Raw genomic sequence first — 17023 nt, forward strand, 5'->3', positions numbered from 1 at the left:
CAGCGCGTCAGCGCTCGACCTCGCCGGCGATGAACGCCTCGACGGCGGCGTGCGCGTCGTGGTCGGCGTACTGCTCCGGCGGGGACTTCATGAAGTAGGACGAGGCGGAGAGGATCGGGCCACCGATCTTCCGGTCCAGCGCGATCTTCGCGGCCCGGACGGCGTCGATGATGACACCGGCCGAGTTCGGCGAGTCCCACACCTCGAGCTTCAGCTCCGCGTTGAGCGGGGTGTCACCGAAGGAACGACCCTCCAGGCGGATGTACGCCCACTTGCGGTCGTCCAGCCACGGCACGTGGTCGGACGGGCCGATGTGCACGTCGCTCTTGCTCATCTCGTGCGGGATCTGGGAGGTGACCGACTGGGTCTTCGAGATCTTCTTCGAGACCAGGCGGTTGCGCTCCAGCATGTTCATGAAGTCCATGTTGCCGCCGAAGTTGAGCTGGTACGTGCGCAGCAGCTCGACCCCGCGGTCCTCGAAGAGCTTCGCCAGGGCGCGGTGCACGATGGTGGCGCCGACCTGGCTCTTGATGTCGTCACCCACGATCGGCAGGCCGGCGTCGGTGAACTTCTGCGCCCACTCCGGGTCCGAGGCGATGAAGACCGGCAGGGCGTTCACGAACGCGCAGCCGGCGTCGATCGCGGCCTGGGCGTAGAACTTGTCGGCCTGCTCGGAGCCCACCGGGAGGTAGGAGACGACCACGTCGACCTGCGCGTCGCGCAGCGCCTGCGCCACGTCGACCGGCTGGGCGTCCGACTCCTCGACGATCTCCCGGTAGTACTGGCCCAGACCGTCGAAGGTCGGCCCGCGCTGCACGGTCACGCCGGTCGGCGGGACGTCGCAGAGCTTGATCGTGTTGTTCTCGCTGGCGACGATCGCCTCCGCGAGGTCCATGCCCACCTTCTTGGCGTCCACGTCGAACGCCGCGACGAACTTCACGTCGGAGACGTGGTAGTCGCCGAAGGTGACGTGCATGAGACCCGGGACGCGGTCGTTCGGGTCGGCGTTCCGGTAGTACTCCACGCCCTGCACGAGGGACGAGGCGCAGTTACCCACACCGACGATGGCGACGCGGACGGAGCCCATAGCGTCTGCCTCCTTCTTCTTCATCACGGCCGCTCTGACCTGGACGTGCCAGGCGTGGGCGGGCTGTCGTTGTCTCCTCGGCCACCGGTCGTCCCGGGTCGCGGGGCGGTCGGGGCCCGGCCGGAGCGCTCGTTGGCGATGAGCTCCTCCAGCCAGCGGACCTCACGCTCACAGGCGTCGAGCCCGTGGCGTTGCAGTTCCAGGGTGTACGCGTCGAGGCGCTCGGCTGCCCGGCCGAGCACGTCACGAAGACCTTCGCGGCGTTCCTCGATCTTTCGACGACGACCTTCCAGGATCCGGAGCCGGGTGGCCTGGTCGGTCCGGGCGAAGAACGCGAAGTGCACCCCGAAGCCCGTGTCGTCGTACGTCTCGGGTCCAGCCTGCGCTATGAGCTGGGCGAAGCGTTCCTTGCCCTCCGCGGTAATGGTGTAGACCACCCGACCGCGTCGGCTGGTCAGCGCGGGAACCTCCTCGGCGGTCGCGGGTGTCTCGGCGGCTTCGGTGATCCATCCCGCCGCCTGCAGCCGGCGCAGGGTCGGGTAGAGCGTGCCGTAGCTGATCGCCGCCCGGATGGCGCCGAGCTTGGCGGTCAACTCCTTGCGCAGCTCGTAGCCGTGCATCGGAGCCTCCTGCAGGAGACCCAGGATGGCGAATTCGAGCACGGGCCATCCCTTCTTTCCCCCTGCGCGGAGCGCTAACCACCGCGATGTATCGGACCGATACATCGCACGGTAGCGGAGACGGGTGGGCAGGGCAAACCCCGGGTTACGCGACACCGTCGTCACCGATGGTGACCATGGTCGCCTCGGTTCGTTGGAGCGCGTACCCTTTGCCGCATGCGTACGCAGCGCCAGGTCGTCGACTACTCGCTCCAGAAGCGGGCGGTGCTGCGTGAGCTCCTCGCGGGGCGGGTCGGCACGTACGACGTCTGCGACGCCTCGCCGTACCTGAAGAACGCCGCCCGCTTCCACGGTGAGCCGACCGACCACCGCTGCCCGATCTGCCGCAGCGAGAACCTGATCCACGTCCACTACATTTACGGTGACGAACTCAAGCAGTCGGCCGGCCAGGCGCGTACCCGGGCCGAGTTGCCCGTCCTGGCCATGACGCTGCGTGAGTTCCAGGTGTTCGTGGTGGAGGTGTGCCCCGGCTGCGACTGGAACCATCTCGTCGAGCAGTTCCTGCTCGGTCGGGACGGTCTCGCGGGCGAGGCGGAGGACGCGGGCGAGTCGGTCGCGGCCAACGGCTCCACCCCTCGGCGAAGGCGAGAGGCGCAACGGTGAACGCGGCTGTCCCGACCGCTGCCGGCCCGGTGACCGGGTGGCACGAGCGACAGCCATTAAGCGTAATTGGTCCGAATAGGTCGGATTTGACGGGCGTACGCCGGCGCGGCCGGCAGGTAACGTCCCGTGTTCCAGCTCACGGCAACCCGGTGGTGGCGCCCCCGCGCCCCACCGCGACCGGCAGGGTGTGAGGAATGAACTACGGCGATCCCAGTTCTTCGCGTGGGCGGGCCCAGATCCCGGGCCCGAACGGCGACCCCGGTTCCGAGCGGAGTCCGCGCGGAAACGGTTGGTCCGGCGCACCGGAGGGCGGCGCCTCGGCGCGCGCCTCGGTGACACCGCGCGGCACCGGCGGCCGGGCCTCGGTCGGTGGCGCCGCGCCGGCGCCGCGGGGCGCCTCGGGCGCGGCCTCGGTGGGCCGGGCCGGCGCGGGCCGGGCCTCGGTGCCGGTCTCGCCGGCTCCCGGTGCGCCCGGGCGCGCGGGCCGGGCGTCCGTGCCGATCTCCCCGGCCGGTCCGGCCGGTCGCGCCTCGGTGGGCGCGGCGAGCGTCGGCGGCGCCGGGCGGGCGAGCGTGGGCGCGGCGTCGATCGGCGGTCGGGCCTCGGTACCCGGCTTCTCCGGCGCTGGCCCGGGCGGGCCCGCTGGCCCGGGCGGGCCGGGCGGCCCCGGCGGTCCCGGCCGTGGTGGCCGCGGCGGTGACCCGGCCCAGGCGAAGAAGCGGCGGCGGATCAACATGCTGATCGCCAGCTTCGCGGTGTTCATCATGCTCGCCGGCATCGGCGTGGTCAGTTTCACCTGGTACTCGCAGGGAGTGCCGCTCCCGCAGGACACCATCCCGCCGCTGTCCACCACGGTCTACGACTCGGGCGGCAAGATGATTGCCCGGATCGGCGACCAGAACCGGCAGTTGGTCACCATCGACCAGATCCCGGAGCACGTGCAGCACGCGGTCGCCGCGGCCGAGGACCGGAACTTCTACCGGCACTCCGGAGTGGACTACAAGGGCATCGCCCGGGCCGCCTGGAACAACCTCACCGGCGGTGACAAGCAGGGCGCGTCGACGATCACCCAGCAGTACGCGCGCAACGCGTTCGACAACCTGAACCAGGACACGTACGGCCGGAAGGTCAAGGAGGCGATCCTCGCCTCGAAGCTGAACGACCGCTACGACAAGCGCGTCATCATGCAGCACTACCTGAACGTCATCTACTTCGGGCGCGGCGCGTACGGCATCCAGTCGGCGGCGCAGACCTACTTCAAGAAGAACGTCGACAAGCTCACGGTGGCCGAGGCCGCCGTGTTGGCGGCGCTGATCAAGCAGCCCGAGCCGAGCTCCACGCACAAGGGCTACGACCCGGCCATCAACCCGCAGCCCGCGGTGGACCGGTGGAACTACGTGATCAACGGCATGATCTCCGAGAAGTGGCTGGACGCGCCGAACATGCCGGACCACCCCACCGAGTATCCGACCAAGACGCTGCAGAAGCCGACCAAGAACAGCGCCGGTGGCTTCGGCATCGACACGCCGTACGGCAACGTCGTCAACTACGTCTCGCAGGAACTGCGCGAGATGAAGCTGTGCACCGACAACGAGGCCGAGGCGACCGACGCCAAGCCGCTCTGCTCCAAGGCGCTCAGCCGCGGCGGTTACAAGATCACCACGACGATCGACCGGAAGATGCAGGAGGCGGCGCTCGACGCGGCCCAGCGGGCCCGGAAGGAGTCCGAGCTCAACGGGCAGCCGAGCAACCTGATGGCGGCCGTGGTGTCGGTCGAACCGAAGACCGGTCGGGTGCTCGCCTACTACGGCGGCGACAACGGCACCGGCACCGACTACGCCGGCAAGAACGTCGAGAACGGCGTGGTCAGCGGCGGCCACTCGCCGGGCTCGAGCTTCAAGATCTACACGCTGGCCGCGGCGCTCAAGGCCGGCATCTCGATCAAGTCGCGGTGGAAGGGCTCGGCGTTCACCCCGAAGGACACCAAGTTCAAGGTCAGCAACGCCGGCGCGGACAAGGTCTCCTGCGGCGACTCCTGCACCCTGGAACTGTCCACGCTCAAGTCGCTGAACGTGCCGTTCTACTACATCACCGAGAAGATCGGCCCGGACAAGGTGCTCGACATGGCCAAGCAGGCCGGCGTCACCACCATGTGGCAGACCGACACGAACCCGGCCAAGGCCCACGACCTGACCAAGGCCGACCCGAAGGACCTGGCGCCCAACCCGTTCTTCCACGTGATCGGCTACGGCCAGTACCCGATCACCGTGCTCGACCACGCCAACGGCGTCGCCACCTTCGCCAACCAGGGCATCTACAACAAGGCGCACTTCATCCGGAAGGTCGAGAAGCAGAACCCGGTGACCGGCAAGTGGGACCTGGTCGGTGCCGAGAAGCTGAAGGGACAGCGGCGGATCGACAAGGACATCGTCGCCGACGTCACCTCCGTGCTGGAGAAGTACCCGGCACAGGTGAACCACCGGCTCGACGACGGACGCAAGGCCGCCGAGAAGACCGGCACCTGGGAACTCGGCGACGGCAGCACCGACAACGGCGACGCCTGGATGATCGGCTACACGCCGCAGCTCGCCACCGCCGTATGGGTCGGCAACGTCAAGGACCGCAAGGCGATCAAGTACAAGGGCGGCGCGAGCATCAGCGGCGCCAAGATGCCCGGTGACATCTTCGAGCGCTTCATGAACGCCGCGCTCAAGGGCAAGGACAAGGAAGACTTCCCGCCGGCGGCGAACGTGGGCAAGGACGACACCGGCAACGGCGAGGCGCCCCCGCCGCCGCCCACCCAGCCGGGTCAGCCCGGCGGCCCGGGCTGCGACCCGCTGGGCCTGTTCTGCCCCGGGGGCACCCCCGGCGGGGGCAACCCCGGCGGTGGCAACCCGGGCGGCGGCGGCGACCAGGGCGGCGGGGGCAATCCCGGTGGGGGTGGCTTCCCCGGTGGCGGCGGTGGCGGTGGCGGGTTGCTCCCGAGCACACCACCGACGCGGCAGACCAACTGACGCGTACGACCTGACGGCGGCGGCCGGACCCCAGCGGTCCGGCCGCCGCCGCCGTTTCGCGGACCGGAATTTCTCCGCGCGCGACGGGACGGCGACCCCCGGCGTACGGCAGGATGCCTCTCCATGAGCACCCAGTCGCCCGCAGGCATCGACGAGCCCGGCGAGTCCGGGGCCGTGCCACGACCCGCAACGGCCGTGGACCACCCGTCCCGATCGGACTGGTTCGTCCGGGGCACCTCCGGCCTGATCGGCGGGCCGCTGGGTGACCACGCCACCGCGTTGGACCGGCCCGCCGGCCGGGAGGGTCGGTTCTGGACCGCCGCGCGGATCGTGCTGGCGCTGGTCTGCCTGACGCTCGCCCTGCACTGGGTGCAGAAGTCGCCGTGCCAGGACGGCGCCTGGCAGAACAACGTCCAGTACACCCGGATGTGCTACACCGACGTGCTGGCGCTCTACTACGCCGAGGGGCTCAACGAGGGCAAGGTGCCCTACGCCGACCACCCGGTGGAATACCCGGTGCTGACCGGCTACCTCATGGGCGCGATCGGCCTGCCGGTGCACGCCGTCGGCGTCGACAACCCCGGCATGAACCAGGGCCAGTGGTTCTACAACCTGACCGCACTGGTGCTCGGCGCGCTCGCCGTCGCCACCGTCGCCGTCATCCTCAACCTGCGCCGGCGACGACCCTGGGACGCGGCGCTGTTCGCGCTCTCCCCGGCCCTGGTGCTCACCGCCACCGTCAACTGGGACCTGCTCGCCGTCGGCCTGGCCGCGTTCGGGCTGCTGGCCTGGGCCCGTACCCGACCCGACCGGTACGGCATGCTGCTGCCCGGGCTGGCCGGCGTGCTGATCGGGCTCGGCGGCGCGGCGAAGATGTGGCCGCTGTTCCTCCTCGGGCCGATCCTCGTCCTCTGCGCGCGGGCCGGTCGACTGCTGGCCGGGCTCGTCGCCACCGCCTCCGCACTGGTGGCGCTGGTCGCGGTGAACCTTCCGGTGGCCATCCCCTACCGGGAGAACTGGGAACGCTTCTTCGACCTCAACACCACCCGCCCCATCGACTGGGGCACGCTCTGGTACATCGGCCGCTACCTCGACGGCCGGATCAGCCCCTCCGCGCCCGGCGAACTCGGGCCGTTCGAGTGGCTCAACGCCAACATCTCCACCCTCAACTGGGTGTCGTACCTGCTGTTCGGGGCGGCCTGCCTCGGCGTCGCCGCGCTGGCGCTGCTCGCCCCGCGCCGGCCCCGGTTGGCGCAGCTCGCCTTCCTGGTGGTCGCCGCGTTCCTCATCTTCAGCAAGGTCTGGTCGCAGCAGTTCGTGCTCTGGCTGCTGCCGCTCGCGGTGCTCGCCCGGCCCCGCTGGGGCGCGTTCCTGGCCTGGCAGTTCGCCGAGGTCTGCTACTTCGCGGCGTTCTACGGCGAACTGCTCGGCACCGCCACGTCCCGGCCGGTCTTCCCCGAGGGCGTGTTCGTGCTGGCGTCCAGCCTGCGCCTGGTCACCGTGGCGGTGCTCTGCGGCTTCGTGATCCGGGACATCCTGCGGCCCGAGCGGGACGCGGTCCGCCAGACCTACGCCGACGACCCGGACGGCGGGCTGCTCGACGGCGCGCCCGACGCGCCCTGGCACCAACGCTGGCGCTCGGGCGCCGTCGACCGCCCCGTCGAACCCGTCCCCGTCTGAGCGGAGCCGGCCGGCCCTACAGCCGGTAGACCACCGCCCCGGCGACCTGCTCCCGACTCACGCCCAGCCCCTCGACCGGTCGGTCGAGCATCCCCTCCCACGGGGTGCCGCCGAGCCGTTCGGGGAGCACCACCACGGTCTTCACCCCGACCCGCCGCAGGTAGTCGATGCTGGCGAAGTCGGGGAAGCTGACCGTGGCCTCGCGGATCTGGGTCTGCGAGTTCGGGGTGAAACCACTGCCGCCGTTGACCATCGGCTGGAACTTGTCGGTCGACCAGAGCATCACCGGCTGGTCCAGGTTCTGGCTGCTCGGCAGCACCAGCATCGGGCCGTCGACGATCCGCATCACCGCCGGCTGCTGCGGCACCACCGGGTGCGGGGTGACGTTCAGCCCCTCCGCCAGCACCAGCAGCAGCGGCACCAGCGTGGCGAGCCGCAGCCACGGGCCGGGCCATGGCGGGACCCGCTCGGCGGCCAGCTCGCGCACCCGCATGCAGAACGCGGTGACCGCGCCGGCCGCGAGCAGACCGAGGAGCAGGGTGGTCCACAGCATCATCCGGCCCGGCGTGCGCAGCCCGTTCCATCCCGGCAGGTAGTCGAAGAGCGGCACGTAGGTGAACCGGCCGCCGAGGAACCGGGTGCCCATGCCCAGCGCCATCGTCACCAGCACCCCGGCGAGCAGGAACAGCCGGTGCCGGACCCGCCAGACCGAGAAGAACAGCCCACCGGCGGCCAGCGCGTAGAGCACGAAGCCGGGCAGCAGCGTCATCTCCGGGCTCCAGGGCAGCACGGCCCGGGCCCCCTCGTGCAGCTCGCCCCAGACCCGGGACTCGGCCGGCGCGGTGAAGAACCCGCTGGCCGGCGGCGAGTAGAGCTGGATCTCGGCGAGCGTGCGCGCCGCGTTGGGGTGCAGCTCGGCGACCTTGAAGAACGGGATCGCCAGCAACCCGCCCACCACCGCGAAGACCAGCCCGCCGAGCAGGTCGGCCAGGAACAGCCGCCGACCGAACGGACGCTTCACCCGGCGCCGCCGGACGAACCACAGCACCACCGCGACCAGCACGACACCGGCCAGCAGGTAGGCGAACGGCAACCCGATGCCGAAGCCCAGGCTGAGCTGCCAGGCGGCCACCAGCCAGCCGGCGAACGCCCACCCCGCGTGCCGGCGACGCGGCCGGTAGCCGTACCGCAGCGACCAGCCGTGCCCCCGGGCCAACATGGCCAGCGCCAGCGGGATGCCGCCGTTGGAGATGATGTGCAGGTGGCCCGCCTGGGCCAGCAGCCACGGCGCGTACGCGAAGCTCGCCCCGGCCACCGCGCCGCCGATCCGGCCCGCGCCCAGCTGCCGCGCCAACGAGTACGCCCCGAACGCGGCGAGCGCGTGCGCCAGCACGAACATGATGTTGTAGCGGAGCACGGCGTGCTCCGGGCCGACCCCGATCAGGCCCGCCGGGGCATAGCCGAGCAGGGTGTCGGAGAACGCGAAGCTCCAGTTCTCCGGGAAGAACGCGTTGGAGTGCCACAGCATCGCCGGGTCGGTGCGCAGGATGTGCCCGGACCACGCCATCTGCCACGCCTGCAGGCTCGGGTCCCAGTAGTCCTGCGGCAACGTGTAGCGCGGGTAGCGCAGCGTGGGCCAGGTCATCGCCACGGCCACCGCCAGCGCGGCGACGGCGGCGAGCGTCCACTCGTGCACCAGGAACCGACCCACCGCGCGGGTGGCGCGGCGCACCCGGCCGAGCACCGGCTCGGGCGCTGGCCCGAACGCCGAGAAGGGATCGGCCGGCTTGTCGTCGCGGTCCTCGTCCTCGGCGTCGTCGGTGTCCGAGGCGTGGTCGCCGGTGCCGTCGGCCTTGGTGGTGGCGTGGTCGCCGGTGGCGTCGTCGGTGGCGCTGGCCTGCGTTGCGGCGTCGTCGTCGGTGGCGCCGGTGGCGCCGGCCCGCGATGCGGCGTCGTCGCCGGTTTCGGCCCGGTCACCGGCGGTCGTCCCGCTGCCCTCGTCGCCGCTGGCGCCGCCACCGGCCACGGTGGCGGTCACGGCCGGGCTCTTCTTCCGGGCCCGGCGCTTCCTGCCGGCCCGCCGCCCGGTGCCGGGTTCGGCGTCGGCCCGCGCCGCGTCGGTGGACGCCGCCGTCCCGCCGGGTCGCGAGCTGGCATTGGGCGGCGTGTCGCCGGTCGCGGCCGGCTTCTCCGCCTCGATCTCCTCCGGGGCCGGCCCCGGCTCGGCGTCGGACCGGCCGCCGCGCGCGTCGGACTGCTCGGTGGTCATGCCGTGGCGCCCAGCTGGGCGCGCAGGAACGCGATGTCGGCCGCCTGCCCGTCGACACCGCCGGGCGTCTCCACGATGACCGGCGCGCCGGCGGCCCGGATCACCGCCACCAGCAGCTCCGGGTCGATGGTGCCGCCGGTCAGGTTGTCGTGCCGGTCCTGACCCGAGTTGAAGGCGCCCTTGGAGTTGTTGGCGTGGATCAGGTCGATCCGGCCGGTGATCGCCTTGACCCGGTCGACCAGGCCCAGCAGTTCCTCGCCGCCGGCGTGGGCGTGGCAGGTGTCGAGGCAGAAACCGACCTCGTGGTCGCCGAGCGCGTCCCAGAGGCGGGCCAGCGCGTCCAGGTGCCGGGCGCAGGCATTGTCCCCGCCGGCGGTGTTCTCGATCAGCACCGGGAGCGGGAAGCCGCCGGAGTCCGCCGCGTACGCGAAGGTCTTGCGCCAGTTGTCGAAGCCGACCGCCAGGTCGTCACCGGCGTTGACGTGGCCGCCGTGCACGATCAGCCCCCTGGCGCCGACCGCCGCCGCCGCGGCGGCGTGGCCGAGGAGCAGCTTGCGGCTCGGGATGCGGATCCGGTTGTTGAGCGTGGCCACGTTGATCACATACGGCGCGTGGACGTAGAGGTCGACGTCGGCGGCGCGGAGGCGTTCGGCGTCCTCCCGCGGCTTCGGGGCCTTCCAGCCCTGCGGGTCGGCGAGGAAGAACTGCACCGCCTCGGCGTCCCGGGCGGCCGCCTCGGCCAGCGGGTCGGTCGGATCGACGTGGGCTCCGATTCGCATGCAGGGCAGCCTACGTCTCGCCTGCGACGCGCGGTACGCACGCGCGCGGGGGGTTCCGGCGGGTGGACGCGTCACCACCCGCCCCGGCGGTCGTTGTCCGAGGTGGGATCGATGGTCGACGCTCCGCCGGACGTGGTCCACAGCACGGACGGATGAGCGGAGACCCCCGGTAACGGGACGCCCCGCCGTGCGGCCCGGCACGACGGGGCGGGATCCGCCGGTACGCCGGCACCACCCGGAGCCAGATGGACGAATTCCTCCATTTACCCCAAGTGGTGACGAGAGCCGTTGTATGGTCAGACCAGGTGACAACACGATAAAGCTCCGCGGGGCGTCCTCGATCCAACCTCATCGGTGTGGTCGTTCCTCCCCAGGTCCCACCCAAGGAATGCGGACGGGACGCCCCGCGGCCCCGTGGACAGGGGTCCACCGCACGGCGCGCGACGCCGACGGTGGGCCCCTGTCACCGCGTCCGGGCCACCGGCCCGGGCATGATCGTCCGGACCGGCTATCCTGGTCCGGTTGTCCGCGTCCGGCCGGGTTCCCCCGGCACCGGGCGGGCAGCGACGCACGACCTCCTGCCACGGAAGGACCGTGGCCGCTTAGCCCACAGGAGGTGAGCACGTCTTGCGTCATTACGAAGTCATGGTGATCCTCGACCCCAGCCTCGAGGAGCGCACCGTCGCCCCGTCGCTCGACACGTACCTGAACGTGATCCGGACCGCGGGTGGCTCGGTGGAGAAGACCGACGTGTGGGGCCGCCGGCGCCTCGCGTACGAGATCAACAAGAAGGCCGAGGGCATCTACGCCGTCATCGACCTCCAGGCGTCGCCGGAGGCCGTGGCCGAGCTGGACCGTCAGCTCCGACTCAACGAGTCGGTGCTGCGCACCAAGGTCATCCGCCCGGAGATGCGCTGAGCATCTAGACCCGGCACGTCCGGATCACAAGCCTCATCCACGCTGTCGTACGGCTCTGAGAGCCTGTACGGCACAAAGATGAGTGCGCGAGGAGATGGTCATGGCAGGAGACACCACCATCACGGTCATCGGCAACCTGACCGATGACCCCGAGTTGCGGTTCACCCCCTCCGGCGCGGCGGTCGCCAAGTTCCGGGTCGCTTCGACGCCCCGGTTCATGGACAAGGCGTCCGGCGAGTGGAAGGACGGCGAGCCGCTGTTCCTCTCGTGCACGGTCTGGCGCCAGGCCGCCGAGAACGTCGCCGAGTCGCTGCAGCGCGGCGCCCGGGTGATCGTGTCCGGCCGGCTTCGTCAGCGGTCGTACGAGACCCGCGAGGGTGAGAAGCGCACCGTCATCGAGCTGGAGGTCGACGAGATCGGCCCGTCCCTGCGCTACGCCACGGCGAAGGTGCAGAAGATGTCCCGCTCCGGTGGCGGTGGCGGCGGCTTCGGTGGTGGTGGCGGCCAGGGTGGCGGCGGAGGCAACTTCGACGACCCCTGGGCCTCGGCTGCCCCGGCCCCCTCCCGCGGTGGTTCGGGCGGCGGAAACTTCGACGAGGAGCCCCCGTTCTGATGGCGCCGAGCGCCCGCGATCGCAAACCAGGAGCAAGAGCAATGGCGAAGGCTGCGGCACTGCGCAAGCCGAAGAAGAAGGTGAACCCGCTCGACAAGGACGGGATCACCTACATCGATTACAAGGACACCGCGCTGCTGCGCAAGTTCATCTCCGACCGCGGCAAGATCCGCGCTCGACGGGTGACCGGCGTGACCTCGCAGCAGCAGCGGCAGATCGCCCGTGCGGTCAAGAACGCCCGCGAGATGGCGCTCCTGCCGTACACGGCCACGACCCGCTGAGAGGAGGCACGGACATGAAGATCATCCTGACTCAGGAGGTGTCCGGCCTCGGCTCTCCGGGCGACATCGTCGAGGTCAAGGACGGCTACGGCCGTAACTACCTGCTGCCGCAGGGCTTCGCGATCGCCTGGACCAAGGGTGCCGAGAAGCAGGTCACGGTCATCAAGCGGGCCCGCTCGGCCCGCGAGGTCCGCGACCTCGGCCACGCCAACGAGATCAAGGGCCAGCTCGAGGGCCTGAAGGTCAACCTCAAGGCCCGCGCCGGCGACGGCGGGCGGCTCTTCGGCTCGGTCACCCCGGCCGAGATCGTCGAGGCCGTCAAGGCCGCCGGCGGTCCGACCCTGGACCGTCGCCGGCTGGAGACGCCCGGCCACATCAAGTCGCTCGGCGCCTACCCGGTCAGCATCCGGCTGCACCCCGAGGTGACCGCCAAGTTCGACCTGAACGTGGTCAAGGGCTGACGCCACCAGCACGACGCGAGGGCCCGCACCGGACACCGGTGCGGGCCCTTCCGCATCCCACCGCGCCCCGCGCCGACGTCAACCGATCGGCTGGCCGGTCACCGCGCTGATCACCACCGTGGACAGCCCGCCACCCACCACGGCCGCCGCCAACGCCACCGTCGCCGACCGCCAGGTCGTGCCGACCTGCCGCAACAGCACCGCCACCACGAGGCTGCTCACCATCGCCAGCCCGAACCGCGGCGCCGCCGCCAACAACGACGCGAGCGCATGCGCCCGCGGCGAGTCGCAACCCCCGCCGGTGAGGTCGGTGACACAGCCCGCCGGAGCCTGCCCGTTCAGGAACACCAGACCCAGGAAGAGCAACACCGCCGGCACCAGATAGCAGGCGGCCGTGTAGACCAGCGGCCGCAACGGACCACCCGGGTCCGGGTCCAGCAGGTCGTCCTCCAGCCGCCGGCTCCACGAGCCGCCGCCGATCGTCTCCACCCGCTGCCGCAGCGCCGACCCGCCCGACCGCACCGGCTCCACCGGCCGCCGGCGCGGCGCGGCACGCGGACGCGGAGCGGTGTACGCCACCATCGGCGACCGCGGCGCCGACGGAGGCGTCTCCATCCAGCGCGGATCGTCACCCGCCAGCCGGGTACCCGACCAGAACTCCTCGGCCCGCTCCGGAGACGCCCAGCCCTCCCGGACCGGCGGCGCCGTCCGATCCCAGGGATCGACGTCCGCATAGCGGTCGCCGCCGTCGCGCACCCGCTCCAGATAGCCCGTATCGGTGAACCGGTCCCACTCACCCGTGTGCTCGGTGCGGTCCCACCGGCTCTCCGACTGGTCCCACCTGCTCCCGGTGGCCGCCCGACCCCACGCGTGCACACCCGACGCGTCCCACGGATCCACCGCCGGCGGTTCCGCCGGACCCGGCTCCACCGCCCGGCCCCGCTCCCACGGGTCGACCGCGGGCTGCGGCCACGACGGCTCCGCCGCCGCGGGCCGAGACCACGACGGCTCCGCCGCCGGCGGCGACCAGGACGAGTCGCTGGCCGCCCGCCGGCTCCGCCGGGTCGGCCGTTCCGCCTCCCACCCACCGGAGTCACCGACCGGACCGGCCTCATCCGCCAGCCCCGACCAGGTCACCTGCGGCTTGCGGCTCGCCGCACGACGGGGACGCGCCCGCGGCGCCACCCCCGACACCGGCCCGTCCTCGGCCCCCTCGGCCCGCCGGCTCCCGACGTACCCCTGCTCCTGCGGGGCGTCCATCGTCCACTCGGCGGTGTGGTCCGACACCGGGCCCGCGCCGATCGCCCGCAGCTCACGCCGGCCGTCGTCCCGTAGCCGGCCGGCCTCCGGCCGCCGGTCACCGACGGAGTAGGGCTCAACCTCGTCGTCGTCCGGCGCGGCATGCCGCCCGCCACCGTCCGCACGACTGATCCCCGACTCCACCGCCCACCGCGGAAGGTAGGCGTCCACCGGCTCGTCCTGGCCACGCTCGATCGCCCGCCGCCGGCTCTGGGTGCGGGAACGTTCCGACGCGTACGGCTCGACACCGCGCGAACCGGCGGGATCGTCCCAGGAACCGCTCGGCCGGCGCTCGCGCGGGCTGTCCTCCCCGCTTCCCCAGTCCCGGTGTCTCACGGCCGGAGCGTGACCCTTCTCAACCCGAAAGTGCAACCCGCTGTCCAGGTGTAGCCGTTCGCAGCGATAGTACGGGACGATCGGCGGCAAGGCTCGACCCGAAATCTTCCGTCCACAGGGTGGGGATGGGAAAAGCCCAGGTCAGGAGCGATAGGCCCGGAATTCCCCATCACTTTTCCACACCCCTGTGCACACCCTGCGCACATGTCGCCCCCCGTGCGTCCACAGGTTGTCCCGAGGCTCGTCCACCGGCCCTGTTGGTGGCTGACCTCGGGTTCCGTATCGTGGCCACCGACCGCCGGACGATGACCCCCGATCGACCGGAGGGTCGGCGGAAGTTGTCGTACCCAGGCGATAGAGCTGGACTCGACCCGACGCAACAAGGGGGGACCCGTGTCGGTCACCGACGAGACACGGGCGGAACGGGCCGGGGGGCCACCGTCCGAACAACCGCCACGCGACGCGCCGTTCGAGAAGACGCCGCCCCAGGACGTGGCCGCCGAGCAGTGCGTCCTCGGCGGCATGCTGCTCTCCAAGGACGCCATCGCGGACGTCGTCGAGATCCTCAAGACCAACGACTTCTACCGCCCGGTGCACGCCACCATCTTCGACGCCATCCTCGACATCTACGGCCGGGGCGAACCCGCCGACCCGATCACGGTGGCAGCGGCGCTCGCCGACTCCGGCGACCTCGCCCGCATCGGCGGCGCGCCCTACCTGCACACGCTGATCGCCAGCGTGCCCACCGCCGCGAACGCCGCCTACTACGCCCGCATCGTGGGCGAGCGGGCCGTGCTCCGCCGCCTGGTGGAGGCCGGCACCCGGATCGTGCAGCTCGGCTACGGCACCGGCCAGGGCGGCAGCCGGGACGTGGACGACGTCGTCGATCTGGCCCAGCAGGCCGTCTACGAGGTCACCGAGAAGCGGGTCAGCGAGGACTTCGCGGTCCTGGCCGACATGCTCCAGCCGACCCTTGACGAGATCGAGGCGGTCGGCGCCCAGGGCGGGGTGATGACCGGCGTGCCGACCGGCTTCACCGACCTCGACCGGCTGCTCAACGGCCTGCACGCCGGCCAATTGATCATTGTGGCAGGCAGGCCTGGTCTCGGAAAAAGTACGGCTTCAATGGACTTTGCCCGAAATGCGGCTATTCGAGCCAACCAGGCGTCGGCGATCTTCTCGCTGGAGATGAGCAAGGTCGAGATCGTCATGCGACTCCTCTCGGCCGAGGCGCGCGTACCGCTGCACGTGCTGCGCAGCGGGCAGCTCTCCGACGACGACTGGACCAAGCTGGCGCGCTGCATGGGCGAGATCAGCGAGGCGCCGCTCTTCGTCGACGACACCCCGAGCATGAACCTGATGGAGATCCGGGCGAAGGCACGGCGGCTCAAGCAGCGGCACGACCTCAAGCTGATCGTGGTCGACTATCTCCAGCTGATGACGTCACCGAAGCGCACCGAGAGCCGGCAGCAGGAGGTCGCGGACCTGTCCCGTGGCCTGAAGCTGCTGGCCAAGGAGGTCGAGTGCCCGGTGATCGCGGTGAGCCAGCTGAACCGTGGCCCGGAGCAACGTACCGACAAGCGACCGCAGTTGTCCGATTTGCGTGAATCTGGCTCAATTGAGCAGGATGCTGACGTTGTGATCCTCTTGCACCGTGATGACTACTATGACAAGGAGTCACCCCGCGCTGGGGAGGCGGACTTCATCATCGCCAAGCACAGAAATGGGCCGACGGACACCGTCACCGTCGCGGCCCAGCTGCACCTGTCGCGGTTCGTGGACATGGCCATCGTCTGACGGCGTCAGCCCATCAGCGGGAACCACCCCGCGGCCTCGCCCAGCTCCACCCGGTCCCGGTCGGTCAGCGGCATCCGCCCGGTGGCCTTCAGCAGATACTCGTGGTCGTCCCACCCGGCCGGCCGCACCGCCTCGTCGCTGAGCAGGCCGTCCATCGTGGTCACCGCGAGCCGGGTCGGGTCCGCCGCCGGCAGCGGCGCGTCGGGCAGGTCCACCACCAGGTCCAGGTGGTGGACGACCGCCTCGGTGGTCAGGGTCGCGAGCAGATCGGGTACGCGCAGCACGTGGCCCTGCGTGGTCACGTACCCGTCGGGGTCGGCGGTCGCGGCCGCGCGGACGGCCGCGGGGGCGGTGTCGGACCAGATCCGGACGATGCCGGTGGGCCGGTCGAAGGCGGCGGCCGAGCGCCGGGCCCACCAGGCGTGTCGCGCGCCCGCCCCGTCGTCGTCGGGGGTGAACGCCCGCCAGTAGCTGACGTCGTCCACGTCGGCCGGGCCGGGGGCCGGGCTGGCCAGGGCGACGAGTGCGCGCTGGGCGTCGCAGAGCACGTGGAAGAGCAGGTCGGCGACGAGCCAGCCGCGGCACCGGGTGGGCCGTTGCAGGCCGGCGTCGTCGAGTGGGGCGACGACCGCGGTGATGCCGTCGTAGGCCTGGGCCAGCGCCTCGTGCGGCCGGATCGGGCTCATGCCGAGCAGCCTGCCACGGCGCGGGACGGTCGGCACGGCGGCGAGGGGTCGGGCGGGGGCTCTCCAGGCCGTCGAGACGACCGGAAGGACCCCCGCCGACAGGGGCGGCGAGCGGTCAGTCGAACAGTTCGCCGAGGAAGCCGTGCTTCTTCTTGCGCCGGTAGTGACCGTGGTAGCCGTAGTGCTGCTGCTGACCGTGGCCGTACGCGGGCTGCGGGTACCCGTGGCCGGGCGGGGGCGGCGGAGGGGGCGGGGGGACCGCGCCGTAGCCGGGCTGGTGCGGCGCGGCGGCGGGCGGGGGTGGCGGCGGCGGGTAGCCGGCGCCGGCGGGTGCGGCCTGTCGGGCGCCCCCGTGCTGCTGGTTCCAGTTGGCCTCGGCCTCGAACAGCTTCTCGAGCTCGCCGCGGTCGAGGAAGATTCCGCGGCACTCGCCGCACTGGTCGATGACTACTCCGCTGCGCTCGTACTGGCGCATCTCTCCGTGGCATTTGGGACAAGTGAGCTGCATGACATCGACGGT

Annotated in this window: 15 protein-coding genes; 8 read left to right on the plus strand and 7 right to left on the minus strand. The window is 71.4% G+C overall.

The window, feature by feature from the left end; genetic code table 11:
• Positions 1 to 7: 7 nt before the first annotated feature.
• Positions 8 to 1087, minus strand: coding sequence for an inositol-3-phosphate synthase (locus CO540_RS20015; protein WP_091567747.1), 1080 nt, complete (start codon positions 1085 to 1087; stop codon positions 8 to 10).
• A gap of 23 nt (positions 1088 to 1110) precedes the next feature.
• Positions 1111 to 1749, minus strand: coding sequence for a PadR family transcriptional regulator (locus tag CO540_RS20020; protein WP_091567752.1), 639 nt, complete (start codon positions 1747 to 1749; stop codon positions 1111 to 1113).
• Between the two features lie 174 nt (positions 1750 to 1923).
• Between CO540_RS20020 and CO540_RS20025 the strand changes: the two genes are divergently transcribed.
• From CO540_RS20025 to CO540_RS20035, 3 genes are all read left to right on the plus strand, one after another.
• Positions 1924 to 2370: a DUF5318 domain-containing protein gene (locus CO540_RS20025; RefSeq protein ID WP_099163209.1), complete on the plus strand. Its 447-nt coding sequence runs from the start codon at positions 1924 to 1926 to the stop codon at positions 2368 to 2370.
• Between the two features lie 194 nt (positions 2371 to 2564).
• A complete protein-coding gene (locus CO540_RS20030) occupies positions 2565 to 5384 on the plus strand; it encodes a transglycosylase domain-containing protein (protein ID WP_099163210.1) in 2820 nt (939 codons plus the stop codon).
• Between the two features lie 123 nt (positions 5385 to 5507).
• A complete protein-coding gene (locus CO540_RS20035) occupies positions 5508 to 7064 on the plus strand; it encodes a glycosyltransferase family 87 protein (protein WP_099163211.1) in 1557 nt (518 codons plus the stop codon).
• A gap of 16 nt (positions 7065 to 7080) precedes the next feature.
• On the opposite strand, the gene CO540_RS20040 is transcribed toward CO540_RS20035, so the two are convergent.
• Both CO540_RS20040 and CO540_RS20045 read right to left on the minus strand, forming a co-directional pair.
• On the minus strand, positions 7081 to 9333 hold the full coding sequence (locus CO540_RS20040) for a hypothetical protein (RefSeq protein ID WP_099163212.1): 2253 nt from the start codon (positions 9331 to 9333) through the stop codon (positions 7081 to 7083).
• Positions 9330 to 10112 (minus strand): deoxyribonuclease IV, encoded by a 783-nt coding sequence (locus CO540_RS20045; RefSeq protein ID WP_099163213.1) that lies wholly within the window; start codon positions 10110 to 10112, stop codon positions 9330 to 9332. Before CO540_RS20045 ends, CO540_RS20040 begins: the two co-directional genes overlap by 4 nt.
• Positions 10113 to 10739: 627 nt before the next feature.
• Here CO540_RS20045 and rpsF point away from each other — a divergent pair.
• The 4 genes from rpsF (at position 10740) to rplI (ending at position 12385) form a co-directional block, all read left to right on the plus strand.
• A complete protein-coding gene (rpsF, locus tag CO540_RS20050) occupies positions 10740 to 11030 on the plus strand; it encodes a 30S ribosomal protein S6 (RefSeq protein WP_046563719.1) in 291 nt (96 codons plus the stop codon).
• An 82-nt stretch (positions 11031 to 11112) separates the two neighbouring features.
• Complete coding sequence (locus CO540_RS20055; protein ID WP_172967885.1) at positions 11113 to 11643, plus strand: single-stranded DNA-binding protein; 531 nt, start codon at positions 11113 to 11115, stop codon at positions 11641 to 11643.
• A gap of 41 nt (positions 11644 to 11684) precedes the next feature.
• Positions 11685 to 11924, plus strand: a complete 240-nt coding sequence (rpsR, locus tag CO540_RS20060; protein WP_013289355.1) for a 30S ribosomal protein S18 — start codon at positions 11685 to 11687, stop codon at positions 11922 to 11924.
• Positions 11925 to 11938: 14 nt separating this feature from the next.
• Entirely contained in the window at positions 11939 to 12385 is a 447-nt protein-coding gene (gene rplI / locus CO540_RS20065; protein ID WP_091567774.1) for a 50S ribosomal protein L9, read from the plus strand.
• A 78-nt stretch (positions 12386 to 12463) separates the two neighbouring features.
• Here the strand turns inward: rplI and CO540_RS20070 are convergent, their stop codons facing one another.
• Positions 12464 to 14020 carry a hypothetical protein gene (locus tag CO540_RS20070; protein ID WP_099163214.1) on the minus strand — a complete coding sequence of 519 codons (1557 nt, stop codon included), beginning with the start codon at positions 14018 to 14020 and terminating at the stop codon, positions 12464 to 12466.
• 393 nt (positions 14021 to 14413) lie between these two features.
• On the opposite strand from CO540_RS20070, the gene dnaB reads away from it, so the two are divergent.
• The gene (gene dnaB, locus CO540_RS20075; RefSeq protein ID WP_099163215.1) at positions 14414 to 15817 is read left to right on the plus strand and encodes a replicative DNA helicase; all 1404 of its coding nucleotides are present in this window, start codon (positions 14414 to 14416) and stop codon (positions 15815 to 15817) included.
• Between the two features lie 5 nt (positions 15818 to 15822).
• On the opposite strand, the gene CO540_RS20080 is transcribed toward dnaB, so the two are convergent.
• Positions 15823 to 16503, minus strand: coding sequence for a maleylpyruvate isomerase N-terminal domain-containing protein (locus CO540_RS20080; RefSeq protein ID WP_099164859.1), 681 nt, complete (start codon positions 16501 to 16503; stop codon positions 15823 to 15825).
• Positions 16504 to 16618: 115 nt separating this feature from the next.
• Positions 16619 to 17011: a zf-TFIIB domain-containing protein gene (locus tag CO540_RS20085; RefSeq protein WP_099163216.1), complete on the minus strand. Its 393-nt coding sequence runs from the start codon at positions 17009 to 17011 to the stop codon at positions 16619 to 16621.
• Between the last annotated feature and the right edge of the window lie 12 nt (positions 17012 to 17023).

Origin of the sequence: Micromonospora sp. WMMA2032, assembly GCF_002688545.1 — a bacterium.
Classification (GTDB): domain Bacteria; phylum Actinomycetota; class Actinomycetes; order Mycobacteriales; family Micromonosporaceae; genus Micromonospora; species Micromonospora sediminicola.